This window comes from Pseudoalteromonas sp. meg-B1 (assembly GCF_003173795.1).
In the GTDB taxonomy this organism is placed as follows: Bacteria; Pseudomonadota; Gammaproteobacteria; order Enterobacterales; family Alteromonadaceae; genus Pseudoalteromonas; species Pseudoalteromonas undina.
In genome coordinates this window covers 186,095-206,675 of sequence record NZ_QGQU01000002.1, presented here as the reverse complement: position 1 = coordinate 206,675, position 20,581 = coordinate 186,095, and the positions used below count along the sequence as shown (strand labels likewise).

Annotated in this window: 15 protein-coding genes; 4 read left to right on the top strand and 11 right to left on the bottom strand. The window is 37.6% G+C overall.

Annotation, left to right across the window (positions count from 1 at the left end; translation table 11 throughout):
• Positions 1-70: 70 nt before the first annotated feature.
• Together DK924_RS09465 and DK924_RS09460 are read right to left on the bottom strand one after the other, a co-directional pair.
• Positions 71-1,270, bottom strand: coding sequence for a sodium:proton antiporter (locus DK924_RS09465; RefSeq protein WP_109874994.1), 1,200 nt, complete (start codon positions 1,268-1,270; stop codon positions 71-73).
• Positions 1,270-2,481 (bottom strand): tyrosine-type recombinase/integrase, encoded by a 1,212-nt coding sequence (locus DK924_RS09460; protein ID WP_008108719.1) that lies wholly within the window; start codon positions 2,479-2,481, stop codon positions 1,270-1,272. Before DK924_RS09460 ends, DK924_RS09465 begins: the two co-directional genes overlap by 1 nt.
• Positions 2,482-2,621: 140 nt before the next feature.
• On the opposite strand from DK924_RS09460, the gene DK924_RS09455 reads away from it, so the two are divergent.
• On the top strand, positions 2,622-3,185 hold the full coding sequence (locus tag DK924_RS09455; RefSeq protein ID WP_008108715.1) for a YSC84-related protein: 564 nt from the start codon (positions 2,622-2,624) through the stop codon (positions 3,183-3,185).
• 173 nt (positions 3,186-3,358) lie between these two features.
• Here DK924_RS09455 and DK924_RS09450 read toward each other — a convergent pair whose 3' ends face one another.
• From DK924_RS09450 to DK924_RS09425, 7 genes are all read right to left on the bottom strand, one after another.
• Positions 3,359-4,423: a GGDEF domain-containing protein gene (locus DK924_RS09450; protein WP_109874993.1), complete on the bottom strand. Its 1,065-nt coding sequence runs from the start codon at positions 4,421-4,423 to the stop codon at positions 3,359-3,361.
• A 167-nt stretch (positions 4,424-4,590) separates the two neighbouring features.
• Positions 4,591-4,764, bottom strand: a complete 174-nt coding sequence (locus tag DK924_RS18750; protein ID WP_181388766.1) for a hypothetical protein — start codon at positions 4,762-4,764, stop codon at positions 4,591-4,593.
• 92 nt (positions 4,765-4,856) lie between these two features.
• On the bottom strand, positions 4,857-5,897 hold the full coding sequence (locus DK924_RS09445) for a patatin-like phospholipase family protein (RefSeq protein ID WP_109874992.1): 1,041 nt from the start codon (positions 5,895-5,897) through the stop codon (positions 4,857-4,859).
• A 94-nt stretch (positions 5,898-5,991) separates the two neighbouring features.
• Positions 5,992-7,398 carry a sodium:alanine symporter family protein gene (locus DK924_RS09440; RefSeq protein ID WP_109874991.1) on the bottom strand — a complete coding sequence of 469 codons (1,407 nt, stop codon included), beginning with the start codon at positions 7,396-7,398 and terminating at the stop codon, positions 5,992-5,994.
• Positions 7,399-7,919: 521 nt separating this feature from the next.
• Positions 7,920-8,873, bottom strand: a complete 954-nt coding sequence (locus DK924_RS09435; RefSeq protein ID WP_181388774.1) for a patatin family protein — start codon at positions 8,871-8,873, stop codon at positions 7,920-7,922.
• Between the two features lie 237 nt (positions 8,874-9,110).
• Positions 9,111-10,100, bottom strand: coding sequence for an LLM class flavin-dependent oxidoreductase (locus tag DK924_RS09430; RefSeq protein WP_109874989.1), 990 nt, complete (start codon positions 10,098-10,100; stop codon positions 9,111-9,113).
• A 142-nt stretch (positions 10,101-10,242) separates the two neighbouring features.
• A complete protein-coding gene (locus tag DK924_RS09425; RefSeq protein WP_054201568.1) occupies positions 10,243-10,989 on the bottom strand; it encodes a siderophore-interacting protein in 747 nt (248 codons plus the stop codon).
• A gap of 103 nt (positions 10,990-11,092) precedes the next feature.
• Between DK924_RS09425 and DK924_RS09420 the strand changes: the two genes are divergently transcribed.
• From DK924_RS09420 to DK924_RS09410, 3 genes are all read left to right on the top strand, one after another.
• On the top strand, positions 11,093-11,512 hold the full coding sequence (locus DK924_RS09420; protein WP_109874988.1) for a MarR family winged helix-turn-helix transcriptional regulator: 420 nt from the start codon (positions 11,093-11,095) through the stop codon (positions 11,510-11,512).
• 81 nt (positions 11,513-11,593) lie between these two features.
• Entirely contained in the window at positions 11,594-12,007 is a 414-nt protein-coding gene (umuD, locus tag DK924_RS09415; protein ID WP_010388819.1) for a translesion error-prone DNA polymerase V autoproteolytic subunit, read from the top strand.
• The gene (locus DK924_RS09410; protein ID WP_109874987.1) at positions 11,995-13,251 is read left to right on the top strand and encodes a Y-family DNA polymerase; all 1,257 of its coding nucleotides are present in this window, start codon (positions 11,995-11,997) and stop codon (positions 13,249-13,251) included. The genes umuD and DK924_RS09410 overlap by 13 nt, the downstream gene beginning before the upstream one ends.
• Here DK924_RS09410 and DK924_RS09405 read toward each other — a convergent pair.
• Positions 13,248-13,703, bottom strand: a complete 456-nt coding sequence (locus tag DK924_RS09405) for a hypothetical protein (protein ID WP_010388821.1) — start codon at positions 13,701-13,703, stop codon at positions 13,248-13,250. The two genes, DK924_RS09410 and DK924_RS09405, sit on opposite strands and share 4 nt — an antisense overlap.
• A 390-nt stretch (positions 13,704-14,093) precedes the next feature.
• The gene (locus DK924_RS09400) at positions 14,094-20,405 is read right to left on the bottom strand and encodes a M4 family metallopeptidase (protein WP_109874986.1); all 6,312 of its coding nucleotides are present in this window, start codon (positions 20,403-20,405) and stop codon (positions 14,094-14,096) included.
• Positions 20,406-20,581: the final 176 nt, after the last annotated feature.

Here is a 20,581-nt window from a genome sequence, read left to right as displayed (position 1 = left end):
AACTAAGTAAGCTGTAAAATAAAAAGGCGCAACTTATTATTAAGTTACGCCTTTTTATTTTTGTTTATATTTATTTAGTTTTTTTAGCAAAACTGTCTGCAATCGGTTTTGTACTAATACCATGAATAAATACACTAAATAAAATTGTGGTCATAGCAATGGTCGCAATTTGAAATTTATTTTCTATTTGTGTATCAATAACCATTAAAGTAAAAACAATCGAAGCCAATCCTCGCGGCCCAAACCAAGCAAACGTTAAACGCTCTTTTATTTTTAATGACGTAAATTGCAGTGACAACATAACAGGAATTATTCTGATCAGTGTTGTACTAAGTAGCGCATAAATTATTATTTCAGTATTTAATTTCGGGATCACTAAATAAGCACAAACAAAACCGAATAAACACCAAATCATTAAAGAGGAAAAGTCAGCTATATGCTCTGAGTCTTCAATCAGCTCTTTGTTTATTTTGGTGCTCGCGTATTTATCAAATAAAAGCCCCGCTACAAATACGGCAATAAATCCACTGCCATGAAAATATTGCGTAAGTGAAAATACAGCCATAGCAAAACCCAATAGTAAAAACGGGCTAGTGTTTTGGGCAAAGTAATGTCGCTTCATTGCAAAGTTTAAACACGGAATAAAAACAGCAATACTTGCAAATGCAATTAATAATGCAACTCCCAATTCTCTACCAAACACACTTAACGTTTGTGTTGCAGTGATTGCAGATTCAGGATTTTTTGCGAGCAGAATAAATATTAAAAATATAGGCACACATAAGCCATCGTTTAAACCGCTTTCTGTATTAATACCTTCGCGTATTTTTTCAGGCACTTTTGTATTGCTTAATAATCCCTTACTTAACGCCGCATCGGTTGGGGTTAATATAATTGCGATAAGTGCTGCTTGAATTAATGAAAGCTCAGCAAATAAAAATAACGCGGTTACAATCCCGAGTAATAAAGTTAATGGTAAGGCAACAAATAAAAGTAAACTAGGATATTGAAAACTATGCCTTAATACTCCTAATTTTGACTTTGCTGCATCGGTAAATAAAAAGATACTGAGCGTTAATTCTATAAAGGGTAGTAAAAACCGTAAGCCATTTTTAAAATTTTCACTTTCGTTTGGAGCTATCAATGCTAGCAGCATCCCCCCTATAACAAAGAACATCGGCCCGGTAATTTCTGTTTTTTCTAATTGGCGTAGTGTTATAGAATAAATTAAAAATAATGCACCAATAAAAGCAATAATTAAGTATTCCATTAAATCTTCCTTTTTATTCCAGATTTTGCCCGTTCTTTAATATTTGTTTGAATATATATTTGATCGGTTGTGGCTATTTTTGCGTGACCTAAATCTTCAGATAAATGCTTTAAAGGTCGAGTTTGTGCATCATGTGTTGCACCGGTATGTCGAAGCCAATGTGCAGTGGCCGCCTCTAATTGTTCCGCGTCATCTTTAAAGCCATCATCAAGTAATGACTGCTGAGCAATATCAAAACTTTGTTGTACTAAACGACGAATTTGTCTTACTGTCATACCACCTTGGCCACGAATTTTATGCACTAACGGGTCGGATTCGTCAACACGGGGCAGGGCAGGTAAACCACGGTATAACCGATAACGTTTTAAATACTCAAGAAAATCATCACTTAAAGTTACATCTCGTAATTTATTACCCTTACCCATTATACGTAAAAACCAAAAGCCATCGTTATCTTGCCAAAAATGAGACATAACAGGTGACCATTGTGGACGTTCTGATAATTCTGATATACGTAAATATAATCCTTTTAAACAGGCGAGGGTAAAAAGGTTTCTTTCATACTCTGGTTTTTGTTCGCACAGATCACGCGTTACACCAAATACGTATTCCCATTGAATATCGCTTAATGTATCGGGAATTTGTATTTGTGATTGTACAACCAAGTAGGGGCTATTTTTCTTAACCACAGGTACAAAGTTAGCGAAGGTTTTTTCTTCTAAAATAGCGAACTTGTAAAATACATTAAGTGCAGTAAACATTGCGGATAATGTTTGCTGACTCGCAATAGATTCTTTTTGCATAAAAGGGCGCCAATTTTGGTTTAACCTACGTACTCCTTGCTCATCTTTATAGCGCCACTGCACCGAAGTTGATGCCCACTTTTTATCCGGCTCGACCATAAAATCAACATACGCCTCAATATCTTCACGCTTTAAATCGAATACTGATTTTTCGGCTATAAGCCATGACCACAAATAAAATCGTTCTAATTCATTGCGAAAACGACTATAAGTTGCTTCTGATTTTCGGCCATAAACATATAAAAACTGATATAAAAAGTTAAGATCGGCCTTTGATTCAGTTACAGTCAAGCTGACTTGCTGTATAAAAGAGGCTAGTTCTGGATATTCTGATTGGAGTGTATTATCTTCAAGGTGTGCTATTTGATAACGTAATTGTTTTAATGTATCGACCAGAGCAACAAGCATAATAGTAAAATATATAAGAAAATAATAGACTTATAGATTAACCTTAAAGTCCGATACTGTCTAGTATTGGACATAACGAAATTTTGATATTTATGCTAAATGCAGATTTATTAACCATATACCTTATTAAAGGAAAAATCATGAAAAAATTACTTCTGTTGAGCATGTTAGTTATTAGCGTTTTATTAACAGGTTGCGCTACTACAGGCAGTGCTTCTCCTGGAGAAAAACGTGCTTTAGTACAAAGTATGAAATCGAATACATTAACTGCTCTATACGAAAAAAAACCAGATGTTAAAACTCAAATTGCAAACTCTGCCGGTTATGCTGTATTTGATAATGCCAACGTAAACGTTATTTTAGCCAGTTTTGGTGGTGGGTACGGTGTAGTAAAAAATAACCTAACCGGAAAATCTACCTATATGAATATGGGCGAAGCTGGTTTAGGCTTAGGTTTAGGTGTTAAAGATTTCAATATTGTGATGGTTTTTCACGATCAAGCAGCGTTAAATAGATTTATTAAACATGGTTGGGCGTTCGGTGGTAATGCCGATGCTGCTGCAAAATACCAAGATAAAGGTGGCGCTTTAGTTGCCGAAGCTATTGCTGACCAAGTTACTGTTTACTCTTTAACCGAAAGTGGCCTTGCACTGCAAGCTGTTTTAAAAGGCACTAAATTTTGGGTAGATTCTGAGCTAAACTAAGCTATCAAAACCCTATCATAAGTGGGCTAGTTTGTATGATTACGCCCACTTTAATTTAATTCACTTAATTTAACATAACGTAATTTATGGGTTGCTTATAATAAATTAGCTTACCCCTTACTATCTAGAACTTATAAACTGCACGACTACTATTATGTCGTGCAGTTTTAGTATTACGACTCTTGAGGCTTATACAGTATAGACTTATTTCGACCAGATTCTTTTGCTAAGTAAAGTGCTTTATCGGCATGGGTTAATACAACATCGATAGTTTGCTGATCTTCTGCTTTTGCTAAACCGATAGATATTGTAACTTGGCCATAAATATCGGTGTAACCTAAAATTTCTGTTTGTTCAACTTCTGTTCTAATCTTTTCGGCTACGAATAATGCATCTTCCTCAGATGTATTTGGTAGAATTATGGCAAACTCTTCTCCGCCTAATCTACAAACTGAGTCTGTTCTACGTACACTTTTATTCAATGTTGAAGCTATAGCAATCAGTACTTTATCGCCAATTGCATGGCCCGCTCTGTCATTTACAGATTTGAAGTGATCAACATCAAGCATCAAAATATAAGTTTCAGCTGTGACTAAGGTATTTTGTTCAAGCGCACTTTTTGCTAACTCCATAAAATGCCGTCGATTTGCTAAGCCAGTTAGACTATCGTATGTTGCCGCTTTAATTAAAGCTAGTTCAGCATCACGCCTTTGTTTATCTATTTTTTCTTGAATGATGGCACTAAAAATAATTAAAATTATGATAAACCATGAAATAACAACAACATATAAACCAAATAAATCTTCTAGTTTCACAGAAATTAAAGTCTTAATAAACAAATAACCTATAAATATAGGGACAAAACAACCGATACAAACTTGAAAACGAGCAATTCGTCCACCTATATGTGGCGATAATAAAGCATGAACTGCACCGTGCTTGGCATGGATAAACAAAACACTAATCCCAAGAAATATACCATAAGTTGTAGTTAAAATAGACATATGACCAAAAAATGATGTAATACCATAAGCATAACCAATTATCGACAGCATCGGCACTGCAAGTCCAACAAAAGCAACTACTTGTGCAGTCATTACCTTACCAAACTGACCCAATAGTAACGCAGAAGATAAAAATGCCATCATAATCGCCGTATTAATCCCCATCGAATTTGAAAAGCCAGCTTGTAACTCTGCGTTTACAGTATTTATGAATGGGGTAATATGTACGGCCATTTTGCTGGATAATAAATTATCACTTATTACAATAAGGGATATTATAAGTGCAGTTATAGAAAGTAATGGGTTGAGGATAGTAAAATGTTTTTTATACTCTAAAAAAACACTAAAACCAATTAGTATTATAGTAATAGCGGTAAGCGGATTTGTTGCTGCCCCTCCGGCTATCGGCCTATATAATTGTTGTACAGAAAAAAGTAACCCGAAGCCGATAACAAAGAGAGTAAAATACAGCCTAGCGCTAATGCTTTAGCGATAATTTCAACATAGCGAGTGCGATTTTCATAAGCTACTCTTTGTTTTTCGTTCTCAATTAAATCTAAGCTGCTTAAAGCCATAACACGGTATTTTCTTCATTCAAAATCAATTATTTCAATGATAGTAGAATCATAAAAATAAGCAATTCTAATTACCCACTTAGAAATATCTACTAATATGCAGTGATTTTAAGTGTACTAGTTAACTGAGTATCTAAGGCATCTGCCAGTTTTTCTGTTTCACTAAACACGGTGTTCCAATATTTAATACGCGTGTCTGCATCAAGATCAGTAAAGTCGTTTCTGTCTGGGATTTTTCCGTAAGGTAAGTTGGCTACAAATTCTTTTGATGGGGTGATCATCACTATATTGTCGTAATTTTGTGGTGACACTTTTCGTTTTAAATTTTTATCGAACCACCCTGCCTTTGGATCTGAATTAAAATGTGGATATAAAATTAAGCCAGGGTTATTAATTTTTAAATCAAAGTGGTAATCAATAATGCCGCCATCGCGGTAAATCCCTGGTGGCGAACCGGCAATATTTTTTATACCTTGCATTACAAGTGGTATAGAGCCCGATGCAAGTAAGGCATCTTTTAAATTTGTTTGTGTGAGTGCGATATTTTTGGTTTTAAAATTATAGCTGTCAGTAATACTTAAATCACTATTGGGCGCGCCAAAAATAAAACGCTCATATTGCGAGCCTAATAATTTTCGATTAATTCTGTTAAGCATATAACTTTTTGATAAACCCAAAAGCTGTATTAATTTATGTTCGCTGGCAATAAACCCGTTAGATTTTGCGACAATAAAATGCGCTTTAAAAACAGGATTATTTATAATTTCAGTAACGCCATCATCACCAAATACATCTTCTAATAATGCGCGGGCTTTTAGTGTAATTTCAGCGGGCGTTGGTTTATTACTAGAATATCGGGTTTGTGAATACGATTTTGCTAACCGCTTAATGGCTGCAACTGGATCGTTTTGTGCAAAACAGGCTGAACGAAAAGCCCCTGCAGATGAGCCAATTAAATTAAGCGGTTGGGTGCGATGTTTAAAAAATTCGCCAAATATATATTTGTCTAAACCAAATAAGGTAAACCATTTAGGGCCACCACTTGCCCCTAAAAACGAGGTAAAAAGCTCGGGTTTAAAACCTTGTTCGTTTATTATTTTTGCTGCAGTTTTACCCGCATAAATGTCGATCATCTAAAAATACTACCTGTAGAGTCGCAGTTTAATGTTGTTAAAGCCAAATTTAAAAATGAATACTTATGCAAAATAAAACTTTTAAACTTTAATCTTAATCCCAAATTCCGTCTTCACATTTGCCCTGCACTTTTACGTTTTTTACCTTAAACTCAGGCTCTATGCCTTTGTCTCTTTGTGCGTGGTAGTCGTTAGTAACAGACAAAATAGTCGGTGTGAGTAGTATAATAGCGATTACGTTTACTACTGTCATTAACCCTAGAGCAATATCAGCTAAATCCCATACTTGTTTTAAGGTGGCTGATGCACCCCACAACATCATTGATAAATAAAGCAAAGTATAAATACCGCGCCCTACTTTGTTATCGAGCTTAAATAAGTGGAGGTTACTTTCGGCGTAGGCGTAGTTAGCAACCACCGAGGTAAAAGCAAATAAAGTAATGGCAGCGGCTACAAAATACACGCCGCCTTGCGCTAAGTGTGAGGTCATAGCGCTTTGTGTTAAGCGTATGCCTTCCATTTCACCGCTTATATCTACATCGGCCAATAAAATAATAACCGCGGTACAACTGCACAATACGATGGTATCGAAAAACACCCCTAACATTTGTATGTAGCCTTGCGTAGCCGGATGGTTTGGCATTGGACTGGCACTTGCCGATGCATGCGGCACACTTCCCGCGCCAGCCTCATTAGAATATAAACCGCGTTGTATACCATTTTTAATGGCTGCACCCATGGCGCCTGCACCAGCTTCTTGCAAGCCAAACGCTGATAAAAATATATCTTTAAGCATGGCAGGTATTTGGGTGAAGTTAATCAGTGTAATTACTACAGCAACAAGCACAAACACGATGCCCATAACAGGCACTACTCGCTCGGCGAATCGGGCAATGGCTTTAAAGCCACCTAAAATAATAGAGCCTGCTAAAAGTGTGATCACAACACCTGAGTAAAAAGTGGGTATTTCAAATGCGTAATTTAGTGCATCAGTAATGGTGTTGGTTTGCATGGCGCTAAAGGTAAAGCCGTAACCTAAAAACAAACAGGCGGCAAACACAATAGCAAATGCACGACTGCCTAAGCCTTGTTGAATATAATACGCAGGGCCACCTCTGAATTCGCCATTGCTGTCGCGAATTTTATATACCTGGCCTAAAATACTTTCTGCAAATCCGGTTGCCATACCCAGTATAGCAATGACCCACATCCAAAATATGGCGCCGCTACCACCGAGTGATATAGCCACAGCCACACCGGCTAAATTACCTGTGCCTACTCGAGCACACAGCCCAGTACAGAGCGCTTGAAATGATGAAATATCGTTTTTATTACACTTACTACTGCCTTTTAGCAGGCTAAACATGTGCTTAAATTTAACTAATTGAATTGCTTTTAAGCGTACTGAAAACCATATTCCGGTAAATAGGAGAATGTAAATAAGTACTTGCCCTTCGCCCCATAAAAGGCCATTGACACTTTTTACTACTGTTTCAAACATCACCCGTCCTTTATTTGTTATTTTTATATCCGCTTGCTTCTACATTTATATCTTTATGTGTTTAAAACAATAAATGCACCCACGTCACGTGAATTTTATTTCAGTTATTGTGAATATAAAATCACATTCATACCTTATCGTTTTTTATAAAAAAATCAATAATATATTTGTAGCTTCAAACAACGCAGCACTAAGCCTTGCGTTAAAATTATACGGCCTCTTATATTTCCAAGATAAGAATAGTACGCTTTGTTAAATTTTGTGCAGGGTAAGTCGACTCACAGTGAGTTTATGAACTGAGATTGGTGGTTGAGTTATGATGCTAGACTGGTTTTATTATTAATATGATGCGTTACAGTGTGTGGTAATTACGCTAGCTTGAGTTGTTTTAGTTTGATCAGTATTTTTTATTAACCCATTAAAATTACAGGCTAAGTTTAACGCCAAAGCAATATACAGTAGGTGCATATTGCTTTGCATGCGGCTTGTTAATTAGCGCTATAAACGCCCTAGAGGCTTGCTTACATTGCGTATTGCGGCTCACTGAAACGGTTTAACTCTGTATGATAGTTTTTTAAATAATCACGACCCGCTTTCAAGCCTAATTTATGATCAAATCGGAGGTCATCATTAGAGCTGCCTAACAATTTGCTATGTAGTTTTTCGTTAGCAAAAATTTGAATAATTTCAGCATCATCTGGGGGATTAGCAATAAATTCAAGCTCGTCTAAGTACGCTTGTTCATGTTGTAACAAATAGTCGAGAGTTTTTGGGCAATATCCCGAAGCACTCGCAAGTGTTCTCAATTTTTGTACCCACGCTGATTCTGCTTGAAAATCGGTGTCTACCGTTCTTATTACTACAATTTTACGGGCGCCACGGTTATACGCTTCGCGTACAGGCAATGGCGCAGCTAAGCCGCCATCTAAATAAAAATCCTCATTCGATTGCTCTGCAGCTAAATGTGCTTCGTTTGCCGCTTTTGAGCCTAACCAAGGAGTGAGTTGAACACCTTGTTTATACAAAAAAGGTAAAGCACTTGACGCTTTTAATAGTTCTCGCCAGTGTTTACCATCGCCAGTAGGAGATAAATAATACGGTTTACGATCACGCGCATTGGTTGTAGTGATCAGGAGCTCTCTATCACCAAGGCTATTTTTTGCCGTTTTAAAGTCTAATGCTCTATTAACCTCAGTGGTTTTTTCGAAATACCAATCTAAGTCAACAATGTGTTTACCCATTAGGCCTCGACCTAACTGAAAAAAACGTTTATGACGCGAAAGCCCTCTGATCAAGCGTTTTGCGTAGCCTTTTTGACGCGCTAAATAACTGGTTAAATTTTGCGAGCCAGCAGACGTGCCTATAAATAAATCAAACGGGTCGTAATTTTGCTCTAACCACGCGTCAAGTACACCAGCTGTAAATATCCCTCGCTGCCCTCCACCTTCAGCAATCAATGCAGTTTTAGGGTGCATAGGCTTATTGAATGTGTGTGGAGCAACATTTATTTGAGATTTCACGGTGTACCTCTTATTTGTTAACTTAACGGAATATTGTTCTATTTTAACGTGCTTGATTAAATCCTTAAAACAGATTAATTGAATCAGTTCGATTGAAAATATAAATCACTTATTTGTACTCAATCTTTATTCGATTCTCTATTTGGTTATTAGTGTAACTATGGTTGCGTGTACGCTTGCTTAATAAACAGCTTAGTTCTTTATTTCCATTAGTATTTTTAACGCACGATGACGTTTTTCATCGTCATATAAATCGTTGGTGAATATAAGCTCATCGACCTCTAATTGGTTCACGATCATTTCTAATTTGTGTTTAATACTTGCTGGCCCACCAGTAACACTTAATCCTAAAAAGCTCTCAACATGAGTACGCTCTTGTTCGCTCCACAAGCCTTCCATTGTTTCAACTGGGGGCTTTAACCACAACTCGTCGCCTCTAATTAATGATAGCACTCGCTGTTTTGAAGTGGTTGATAAGTATTGTGCTTCTTCATCTGTATCGGCAGCCACTAAAGGTAATGCCAACATTACATAAGGCTTAGCTAATACATTTGATGGTTTAAATTCTCGTTTATATAAGGCTATTGCATCATGTACAAAACGCGGTGCAAAGTGCCCCGCAAATACATAGGGTAATCCTTTTTGCGCTGCTAACTGGGCACTAAATAAACTTGAGCCTAAAAGCCAAATAGGCACATTAGTGTTTTCACCGGGTATTGCTCGTACACGCTTAGCTCCCTCGTATGGGCCTAATAGTGTTTGTAACTCGCTCACTTCATTAGGAAAGTTTTCAGCGCGGCTAATGTCGTTATTTAATGCGCGACTTGTCACCGAATCGCTACCTGGGGCACGCCCTAGCCCTAAATCAATTCGACCAGGATACAAACTCTCTAAGGTGCCAAATTGCTCAGCCACAACTAAAGGCGCGTGATTAGGTAACATAATTCCACCCGACCCTACGCGTATTTTTTTAGTGTTGCCGGCTATGTGCCCTACTAAAATTGAAGTGGCGGCACAAACAACCCCAGGCATATTATGATGCTCGGCTAACCAAAAACGGTTAAAACCTAATTGGTCTGCTTTTTGTGCGTAGGCTGTACTTTTGTTTAAGGTGTCACTAACCGTGGCCCCTTTTTGCATAGGCGCCAGTTCAAGTAATGAAAAAGGGATAGTTGATAACAAAGCAGCATCTCCAAATTAAATAGCGACTTATGACGTGCTAGCCATAAATAATAAATCTAAAGTAAGAAATGGGTGTACATTACACCAATTCAAGGCAGCTTATCTTGAAACGCTAAGGTGTTGCGATTGAGTGATAACAAGGTTAACTATTTTTAGCTGCAGCTTTTTGGCGGTTTAGTTTATATGCCTCTGAATCAAGGCCTTTTTTCCAATAACCCGATGAAACAATTTGACTGCGAGGTATAGCTAGTTCATCAGTTAATACGGTTTTTGCTTTGCGTACTAATCCGGCCTCTAGTGCCATAAATACAATAGGTTGTTGCTCACTAAGCGGCACCGATTTTAATGCGTTTATCACATCTGTATCTGGTTTATGTGTTATTAACCAAGTTACATCTCGCGGCGACTCTAAGCTGATCACATCATCTTTTGTTGGTGCATGAATAACCGCGTCAATTTTTGCGTTTTTAGGCAGTTGTTGCACGTAGCCTTTAATTGCATTAACCGAAGTTAAATCGCCAAGTAGTATGTAATGTGAGTGTTCATAATTATCAAGCTTTTTAGGGCCTGGTCCTGCTATACCTACCTCATCGCCTACTTTTGCTTTTTTAGCCCAATTAGTTGCCGGACCTTGGTGCATATTAATTACAAAATCGAGGGTAAGTGCGCCGGTGTGCTCATCAACATGCCTTATAGTGTATGAACGCATACATGAAGTTTTAATATTATAATCAACGCGGCCATTTTGCGGAATAAGCACCTTTACGTAGTTACCAATATATTGAGCGTTCAAGTCGTTAAACTCATCGGAGCCAACAATAATGCGCTGTAAATGTGGGGTTATTTGCTCTGTGCTTAATACTGTTGCTTTGCGTACTTTTTTACCCATATAAATTTACCTCATTAAAAAAGATGAATTGCACAACGCCCCATTGGTTGATAAAATCAACTATATCAATTTAATTGACTTTGTCAACCATTATGGATTCCCTATGCATATCTCATTAGCCAATACATTATTTGCTTTAATGCAAAATTATCGCGTTACCATACGCGAAGCGATTAATGCGGGCGAGCTTGGCTTAAACGCAATGCACGTACGTTGCTTTCATATTATTGCAACAACAACTCTGTGCACTGCTAACGATATTGTTAATCAGACCCAGCGCGACAAGGCCCAAATAGCACGCTTAGTGAAAGAGCTAATCGCATTAAAGTTAATTAACAAAGATGCCAGTGAGCACGACAAGCGCTGTTTTATCTTGTCATTTACCTCTGAAGGTCGCTCGCTTTATGACAAGCTATTAGCCGCCGAGCAGCAAGTAAATGCGCAAATGTGTAAAAACTTAAACCCACAGCAAATCAATGACTTTTTACATACTGCCCAACAAATGATCAAAAACATGGATTGATCTACCATTCATTACTTGGCATAACTGATACAAAACGCATATACTGTACACTTATACAGTATATGCGTTTTAGGTTGTGTTATGTTTGTTATTCCCATTTATATAGAGGCCGGTGTTTGCGGGTTTGAATCGCCTGCAGCGCAGTATAGTGAGTTAGGGATATCACTTGACGAGCTATTAATAAAACACCCAGATGCTACATTTATTGGCGTTGCCTCAGGGTGCTCTATGCAAGAAATTGGTATTTTTGAGGGAGACTTACTGTTAGTTGACCGTGCTGAAATTCCCAAAGATGGCGATGTTATTGTGGCAAACTTAAATGGTTTATTTGTATGTAAGCTGCTAGATAAAACCAATGCGCGGCTGCTCTCGGCTTCTGCTGCTTATAAACCCGTGCAATTAACCGAGTCTGATGAATTTCAGCTTGAAGGCGTGGTAACTCGCTCAATTAGGTTACATCGGCAAAGCCCTGAGATACTTTCATGTATGCCTTAGTTGATGCGGTTGCTTTTTATGCCAGTGCTGAAAAGGTATTTGACCCCGCAATTCGTTCAAAACCAGTAGTGGTGCTTACCAATAACGATGGCTGCGTATGTGCGGTATGCCCTATTGCCCGTAAGCTTAATATTCCTAAATTTGGCCCCTACTTTAAAGTTAAGCAATTATTAGCAAAACATCAGGTGGTGGTGCGCTCATCTAACTACGAACTATACGCTAATTTAAGCGATAGAATGATGAACGTTATTGCTCGCTTTTGTGATACCCAGCATATTTACAGTATTGACGAATCATTTTTGCACTTTAAAGGCTATCAGCCATTAATTACCGATTGGCACCAATACGGACAGCTAATTAGACGTACGGTATGGCGCGAAACCAAACTCCCTGTTGGGGTTGGCTTTGGGCCAACACCAACCTTAGCCAAAGCCGCGAATCATGCTGCTAAAAAGCTAACTGGCTTTAATGGGGTTGCCGTGATTGATGATGAAGCAAGCCGACAAGCTATTTTACAGCAAATGCACTGCCAGGATGTATGGGGAGTGGGCAAACGTTTAGCTAAAAAACTGGCGCTAATGAATATTAATACCGCATGGCAACTAGCTCAGCAAAGTCCAAAAACAATTCGTCGCCAATTTAGCGTGGTGCTTGAGCGCACAATTAACGAACTCAATGGCATTACCTGTTTAAACTGGGATGATGTTCGCCAAGACAAGCAAGCTATTTTTTCAACGCGTAGTTTTGGCCAGCGCCTTAACGATCCTGATGCAGTGAGAACCGCATTAATAAATCATGCCAGCGTGGTTGCACAAAAATTAAGAGCGCAACAGTCGCTCACTCATCGTATTTATATTTTTGCCGCCAGCTCATCACATGAGCAAGCCTTTTATAAAAAGTCAGCTATGCATCAATTTGATCCGCCCACTAACGATACCCGTGTTATAGCAAGTGCAGTATCAAAGAGTTTTGAGCAGATATATCAGCCGGGTATTCGTTTTTATAAATGTGGAGTGGGTGCATTAGAGCTTAGCCCACAGCAGTTTCAACAACATACTTTATTTGAGAAACAAACCGATAACCCGCAGTTAATGGGCTGCCTAGATGCGATAAATCATCGCTTTGGGAAAGGAATGCTTAGCGTAGCAAGCAGCCAACTAAATGAACGCTGGCATATGAATAGAGCTTTTTTATCGCCGCAATACACAACACGTTGGCGCGATATTCCTAAAATACAGTGTTAGTCAGCAACTTTAATAAATTCGCATTCTACACTTGGGTTATCTAAGGTGTATTTAAGGGTGTTATCGGTTAAAAAAGTAATAGTTTGTTTAATGGTTCTTTCGTGAATTGGATTATCACATCGGCTCATACGTAAACCATTTTCGAGGCCATTAGTTTTGTATTTAAGTGAGCTGGTAATAAAACAATAATTAGGCTTTTGAATAGTACGAGTGCCATTGTGTAATGAGTTAAACAAAATCTCTTTACCTAAGCTAAAACCTTGCTCAGGATCTTCAGGGTTATTAAATTGCAATCGACTATTAGTGCACAAACCCGAGTTACTTGAGGTAACTTCGTAATTACCTAGCTTAGTTTTTAATAGTGGAATAAAGCGAGTTTTATTACTTGGGCCTGCCACTGCATAACAGCTAAAAAGGCTTATGGTAAGTAAAACCAGTGTGAAACATTTCATTATAAGCTCTATCCTCGTGTATCAACCATGATCAAGCAATGTGACTATGCCTTAGCTATTTCTAACTATAACAGAGATTTACTATAAAAGATGCGAAGTCGTATTACTATGAGCAGCTGCGCAAAAACTAATTCATAATCGCCAACTTTACTATTAAACAAACTAACAAACTTAGTTTTTTTACTAGGTAAAATCGTTTTAGCAAAAGACTGATTAGCAAAAAATAAACAACCAACACAATAGAACTTTATAATTCTTCATTAAAAAAACCTAACGAGTCACAATATAATTAGCTTAACACACTAAGCCTACTTACTTATTTTAAAATTTATGCAAAAAAATCCCTTGATAACAATCAAGGGATTTAATAGTTATATAATTAGACTGTTGTTATTTGTGTAACAACTGTACTCTTCTATAAACAAACAAAGCGGCTAAAAGTAATAAGAAGAAACTGAAAGAACCTCCTCCACTTTTATCACCTTCTTTAGGTGTTGCAAGTGCTTCAGGTACATTATTAACAGTAACGATAACACTTTGCTCTGTCTCCCCTTCACCATCAGAAACACTAAGTTTAAAGCCAAGCTCACTTGCTACAGATACATTTGGCGCAATAAACGACAATGTATTTGAATTAGCATCTTCAATTGCGACTTCAATACCTTGTGTTTGAACCCAGCTATAAGTAAGTTCAGATGACTCTTTGTCTGTCGCTGTTGCTGTAACGCTAACTTCTTTACCCTCATCAACCGATAAAGAAGATGAGCTCAACTCAACTTCTGGTAATTGATTAACGTGCATAAAGGTCACTGTATATACCTCTGTGAATTGCTCGTAACCATCTGAGATTAATAAAGTAATATCTGTAGTGAACGTTTCCTCTAATTCACCTACAGTCAGTGTCGCTTTACTATCTGTCTCTGAAGGCGCCAGTGATAATTGAGGATGATCAATACTCCACTCAAAACTTAGCAAATCACCATCAGGATCTGTTGTTCCTGACGCATCAAGCTCAGTAGTTGAAAGCTCTTCAATGGATGCTGGAATTGTTACATCTAAAACAGGCGCTTGGTTTAAGCTTTCTTCAGCTAACTTAGCAACAAATTCAATTACACCATTAACTTGACCGTCTAAGTCAAATTCACTGCCGTCTGTTACTGCAAAAGTAAAGCAACCTGAACAAATTTGCTCGTACACGTTACCAGTTAGCATTGAAACCGACTGCCAGCCTGTATTAGATAACAAACGAATTTGCATTTCTGAACTTAAAATAGAGTTAACGTACTCTGGTATCGCAATTTCAGCCGTACCCGATGAGTTTGAAAGAGTAATGTGAATATTTACAATATCACTTTTAGCTTGAAAGTGAGGTTCTGTAACGTCTAAGCTATCAAAGTAAGTACTTAAGTCTTGCTCTGAAATAGACATATCAGCAATCATTTGCGTTACAGTAGCCTGTTTAATGTTACCTACTGACAAGTGATTAAACTCATCGATACTACGAACCATATCACCTGAATCTAAAACAGCTGAATGCGTAATAGAAGAGCTATCTAAGTAATCAACAATGCCGTCTTTATCGCCATCGCTCACACCTTCTTCAGCATCAGGAATACCATCACCATCAGTATCTAACTCAAGATCATTAAAAGTAACTGCGTCAATCACACGTAAACTAATTTGATCCGTTGCAACAGTCTCGCTATTCTGTTTTATAGTAAACATAATGTCTAGATTGTTAGAATCAGTAAGTAATTGAGGCGTAAAAGTGATATTCCATTTTGAGTTACCAACTTTATTTACAAAGTAATCACCTTGTGAAGATAACTGAAGCTCTATTGAATTATCAGCTGCTGCACTCGGTAAATTTACTGCATTAACTTCAACAATAAAGTCTGATGAATCACGTTGAACTATCTTGCTTATTACTTTTCCATTTTGATATAGATTAGTAATAAATTCAGGTTTTGCAGTTTCATTTAGAAAGACTAACTGGCTAGTATCATTTCTATCAGTAAATGAACTGCTTCTCGTATTAATGCGAATATTCGACGCATTTTCAAAGAACTCACGTTCTAGCACTACCTTGACAAGACCATGCTGATTTGTAGATATATATTTACTAGTATTATTTCCAATCAGATCAAAACTTACTGAACCGTAAGGGCTTTTACCACTTATGAATACATCAATAACCGCATTACCATCTTGGTAAACATAGGTAGTAGGCTGGATACTAACCTTAGGAAAAACACGAGCATTTATTTCACCTGTAGAAGTATTACCCGCTCCATCAACGGCAGAAACAGGAATTAAAGTATCCCCCGTTCTGAACACAAAGTTACTATCAATATCGATAGTGGCCACATCCGATACACTATCGTAGATAGCATTAGAGTTAAATAATGCCGCTTTTATGTCATCAATTGAGCTGCCATAAACATTAACTGAGTAATAGTTTTGTATAACAGGTGGCGTTGTGTCAACCAAGGTTACCGTTTGAATAGCCGTAGTTTCGTTACCAACATAATCACGAGCAACCCATGTAATTTGATGTTCACCAAGGGGCAAGTAAGACCCAGAAGCAGCATAAACATAAGGTTCTAAATGTCCGTTATCAGTTGCCTCAGGAACAAAAATATTTGTAAGGTTAGTATTTTGAGAAGTTGCTTCAAGAGTAATTGGCTCTAAACTTGATACAAAAACAGGGGCTATATTTTCACCCAAGCTAGAATCAGTTGGGTGACTATCTTCACTATCTAGTACACCGTCGCCATCTGTATCTGTAGAAAGCGGATTACTAGACATCTGATACTCGTTTAAGTTAGATAAACCGTCGTAGTCTGGATCATTTGATGCATCATAAGAGTCAAGTGCATTTAGTCCATTCTGTGCTTCCCAATAGTCTGGAATACCGTCGCCATCAAAGTCACTAACTACATCCAGCTCAGCAGTCCATGAAATATTATCAACTGAAAAAGGCATATCTGCTAAGTAAGGACTTTCGTATTTTATCTTCACAATATTAAAACCATCATTTACCGGAATTAACAAACGAGAGCGATAATGCTTAATATTGTACTGAGTACCGTTAACACTAATTTGGAATAATGAGTTACTGTTTGAAAAGTAATCTAAATTAATGAACCCCGCCTCAAATAACCCTGCAATTGCAAAGCCGCTTTTACTACCTGCTGGAGAAGCATTTAGGCTTAAGCTTGATGTACCATCCGTAGACCAGTTGGTATTAAGCTGCCATTGAGTAGAGTGCTCTGCAAGCTCAGTAAACATAACTGGCAAAAGCCCTTCTTCAAAGCTTTCATTTAGCTGAGAAAAAGACTGCACAGTCGATGTTGCATCATTAGCAACGCTTTGCCCATAGAACTCTTGAATATTAGTATAACCATCAGCATCAAAATCTAAACTCGCATCTGAAGGGTCAAGTGGTAGCAAGCCATTATTAACTTCATAGCCATCACTTAACTCATCAGAATCTGTGTCAGATGAATTTGGATTTGTTCCTAGGTTATACTCATCAAGGGCTGAAAGGCTGTCAGCGTCTTTGTCAGATAGTGCATCACTTGCATCAAAACGATTCAAACCATTTAGTAGTTCCCAATAGTCTGGCATTTGATCGTTATCAGTATCGGTTTGATCACCGACTGGAAGCATAGCAAAATTATCAAGCCATACTGCATCAGCATCAGTTGATACTGATCCGTCTTTGGTATATTTGAACTCAATCTTATGCAACCCTTCACTAATATTAACTAAAAATGAAGTTTGCTCAGGTGCGTCTAAATTTCCACGTTCAGCATTACCAATAACTTCTTGGCCATCTATAGTCACGATAAAAAAGTCACAACACGATTCAGAATCAATCTTATAATCGAACGCTAAAACCCCTTCTTCAAATAAACCCGTGACAGTAAACCCGCTAAACTGAGAATCAGTGATGTCTCCCGAGCGAATACTTTGTAAGCCCTGTGTGGCAAAGTCGTTTGTGATAAACCACGGTGCACTTGAGTCTACTGACTCAGTCATCCATGTTGGAAGTGTATCGCCTTCGAATGATGTTGTGATATTTAAAACAACAGGGTAAGAGGCATCTGACTGAGGATCTGTATTTGCTTGATACTCTGTGAAGTTAGTAAATCCATCATTGTCAGCATCTTGTGACGCATCGGCGGCATCTGTAAGATTTAGACTGTTGTTATACTCCCACCCATCGGGCATTAAATCGCCATCAGTATCTGAGTTGTTAGGTAAACCGTTATTTAAAAACTCAAGAAGGTTAGATAAACCATCGTTATCTAAATCAAGCGCTGAGTCGTCAGTATTTATATCCAAACCATGCGATAATTCCCACATATCTGACATACCATCACCATCAGAGTCAGGGAAACTAGGCCCAATGTATAAATTATCGATAAATACAGCATCTAAACCTTCAGACACTATAACGTCTTTAGTGTATACAAACTTAACTGTATTAAACCCAGTAGGTAATGGAAAAGAAGCCACCTTCCAATCAGTTAGGCCTGACTCATCAAGAACTAGTGCGTCGTTAATATAAACTTTAAAGAAGTCATAATTTGCTTCAGTTTCCAATAAGTAGTTAAAGTTAACAAAACGTTGTTCGTCACTTATAAATTGAAATTCAACACTCGTTTGTTGCGAATCAGTAATATCACTGCTAGTTAACACTAAGCCATCGTGGCCGTCATAATCAGTAATAAACCAAGGCGTTTGAGGGGTTGAAGAAACTAAAAATTCAGGGACAACTGCGTCATCAAAATTATAAGTAGTTTCAGGAAAAACAGAAGGTTCAGAGTTTGGATCAGTTGGGTCGCTGTTGCCATAGTACTCAATTAAGTTAGCCCAGCTATCGGAATCAAAATCAAGTTCTGCATCAGCTGCATCGAGTGGATTAAATGCAAAAGTGACTTCCCAGCCATCTGGCATACGATCGGAATCTGAATCCGCGTTGTTAGGCAACGTCATGTAGACGTTTAATTCATCGTAATCAGATAAGCTATCAGCATCAGTATCAACTGAGTTTGGAAGAGTATTTGCTAAGTATTCTTCCAAGTTAGAAAGGCCATCTTGGTCCAAATCTAAGTTGGCATCATCGGCATCTGACGGGTCTAGTCCGTATAAAAGTTCCCAGTAATCATCCATGAGATCTGAATCAGTATCGACAAACTTAATATTATCGCAAATAACTTCTACTTCATTAAATGCTGAAATTACATCAAATGCATTATAATTTAAATCAATTGCAGAGTTGATTGCTCCACATGCACCATCGATAAAACCACTCGAATTAACCCAGTAGTTTTGATTTGCTTTTAGCATTATTTCAAACGCTTTTTGAGGATTCCAACCATCAGTATTGGAAAGAAGGAAAAAAGCACGGTTAAAAACACCACTACTAAAGTGAACATCCATGCCCGGATAAAAATCGCTGGCTTTATCAATAGAAACGCCATCTAATGAAGGAGTTTCAAAGTAACGAAGGGCTGGATCTACTTTTGAAATATCCGCCCCTGATAACCAGTCAGTTTCACCACGTAAAAAATACTCTACAGTTTCACCTGCCATATCAGAGAAAGACTCGTTAATTCCGCCTGATTGATTAGAGTAAATTAGATTGGAGTTTTGACTAGTAAAGCCGTGGCTAACCTCATGAGATACAATATCAAGTGAAACCAGCGGGTAAAATCTATCAGCGCCATCACCAAAGGTCATTGCTTGGCCATTCCAAGTGGCATTTTCCCAGTTATCACCACTGTGAACTCGCATTAACAATTGAAATGTAAGCGGTGCAGTGTTGTACCATTGTTGATACATATCAAAAACTGCGGTTCCAAATGCATGAGCGTCATTTAATGGAGAAAAAGCACCATTTATTTCCTTATGTGTATTACGATCACATGTGAATGAAAAGGCTTCACTTGGCTCAGAGCCCGATTCCATAGTGACCGTTTTTACTTTGTCATTTTCTAAAAAACAAGTCCCACCGACTTGGGTAACATTAAATGCGTCTCTATCTGTACCGTATTCATACTGGCCAATCTTTTGATTGCCACCAGGTCCTTTACCGTCAATACTTTGAATATTATCCCACAGTTCAAAAATCTGATAAGTAGATTCACTTATTAAACCAATTGGCATTGTTTCAATGCCATTTTTAGTTACTTTGAGTTCAATTAAGCGAACGTAATAAGCCTTGCCATCATGAATATAAATGTAGCGTTTATTATTTATTATTTGGCTCTCAAGCGAATCATCTAATTTAGACTTCGTCAGCAAAGATTTAACAGCTTTTAACTCATCAAAAGTAGCGCTCGCTGTTTTATTCAAAGATGCAAAGTTAATGTTTTTAGCAAAAAAGCCACTAATATGTTCAGAGTTAGGCTGAACTCTAATTTGCTGACCCCATACTGGAACCCCAGAAAAATATTGCTGCATCTTTTTAGAAGACACATTAACTTGTTGTGAAAGGCTCAATTGAGGTTGTTCTAGTTCTACAAAATAAGAACTTGCAGAAGACTTATTAGCAATAGAGGCGTTTTGATTTAAAAGTTGCTTAACTTCTTGGGTGGATGATTTATTTATTCGCTGCGAAACAGCAGCTTGAGAACTTAGCGTGTTCAAAAAGCAAAATGCTATCAATCCTGATGAAAGTGTTTTATACATAACATTCCTATGTCGTATATTATAATTATTCAGTTTTTATTCATTTAAAAACGCTCAAATGTAACATATTTGATAATGGGGAGTCATTCATAAAACTAAATAAATAGGTACAATTGTTAATTAATGTAAAAGGCAACTAAATAATTAATTGAAACCGTGATTTGAATTTTAAGGAT

What these genes read in the sequence shown, in the direction of transcription:
- DK924_RS09465 (WP_109874994.1), bottom strand. Translation starts at nt 1,270, where the DNA reads ATGGAATACTTAATTATTGCTTTTATTGGTGCATTATTTTTAATTTAT.
- DK924_RS09460 (WP_008108719.1), bottom strand. Translation starts at nt 2,481, where the DNA reads ATGCTTGTTGCTCTGGTCGATACATTAAAACAATTACGTTATCAAATA.
- DK924_RS09455 (WP_008108715.1), top strand. Translation starts at nt 2,622, where the DNA reads ATGAAAAAATTACTTCTGTTGAGCATGTTAGTTATTAGCGTTTTATTA.
- DK924_RS09450 (WP_109874993.1), bottom strand. Translation starts at nt 4,423, where the DNA reads ATGGCCGTACATATTACCCCATTCATAAATACTGTAAACGCAGAGTTA.
- DK924_RS18750 (WP_181388766.1), bottom strand. Translation starts at nt 4,764, where the DNA reads ATGGCTTTAAGCAGCTTAGATTTAATTGAGAACGAAAAACAAAGAGTA.
- DK924_RS09445 (WP_109874992.1), bottom strand. Translation starts at nt 5,897, where the DNA reads ATGATCGACATTTATGCGGGTAAAACTGCAGCAAAAATAATAAACGAA.
- DK924_RS09440 (WP_109874991.1), bottom strand. Translation starts at nt 7,398, where the DNA reads ATGTTTGAAACAGTAGTAAAAAGTGTCAATGGCCTTTTATGGGGCGAA.
- DK924_RS09435 (WP_181388774.1), bottom strand. Translation starts at nt 8,873, where the DNA reads ATGCACCCTAAAACTGCATTGATTGCTGAAGGTGGAGGGCAGCGAGGG.
- DK924_RS09425 (WP_054201568.1), bottom strand. Translation starts at nt 10,989, where the DNA reads ATGGGTAAAAAAGTACGCAAAGCAACAGTATTAAGCACAGAGCAAATA.
- DK924_RS09420 (WP_109874988.1), top strand. Translation starts at nt 11,093, where the DNA reads ATGCATATCTCATTAGCCAATACATTATTTGCTTTAATGCAAAATTAT.
- umuD (WP_010388819.1), top strand. Translation starts at nt 11,594, where the DNA reads ATGTTTGTTATTCCCATTTATATAGAGGCCGGTGTTTGCGGGTTTGAA.
- DK924_RS09410 (WP_109874987.1), top strand. Translation starts at nt 11,995, where the DNA reads ATGTATGCCTTAGTTGATGCGGTTGCTTTTTATGCCAGTGCTGAAAAG.
- DK924_RS09405 (WP_010388821.1), bottom strand. Translation starts at nt 13,703, where the DNA reads ATGAAATGTTTCACACTGGTTTTACTTACCATAAGCCTTTTTAGCTGT.
- DK924_RS09400 (WP_109874986.1), bottom strand. Translation starts at nt 20,405, where the DNA reads ATGTATAAAACACTTTCATCAGGATTGATAGCATTTTGCTTTTTGAAC.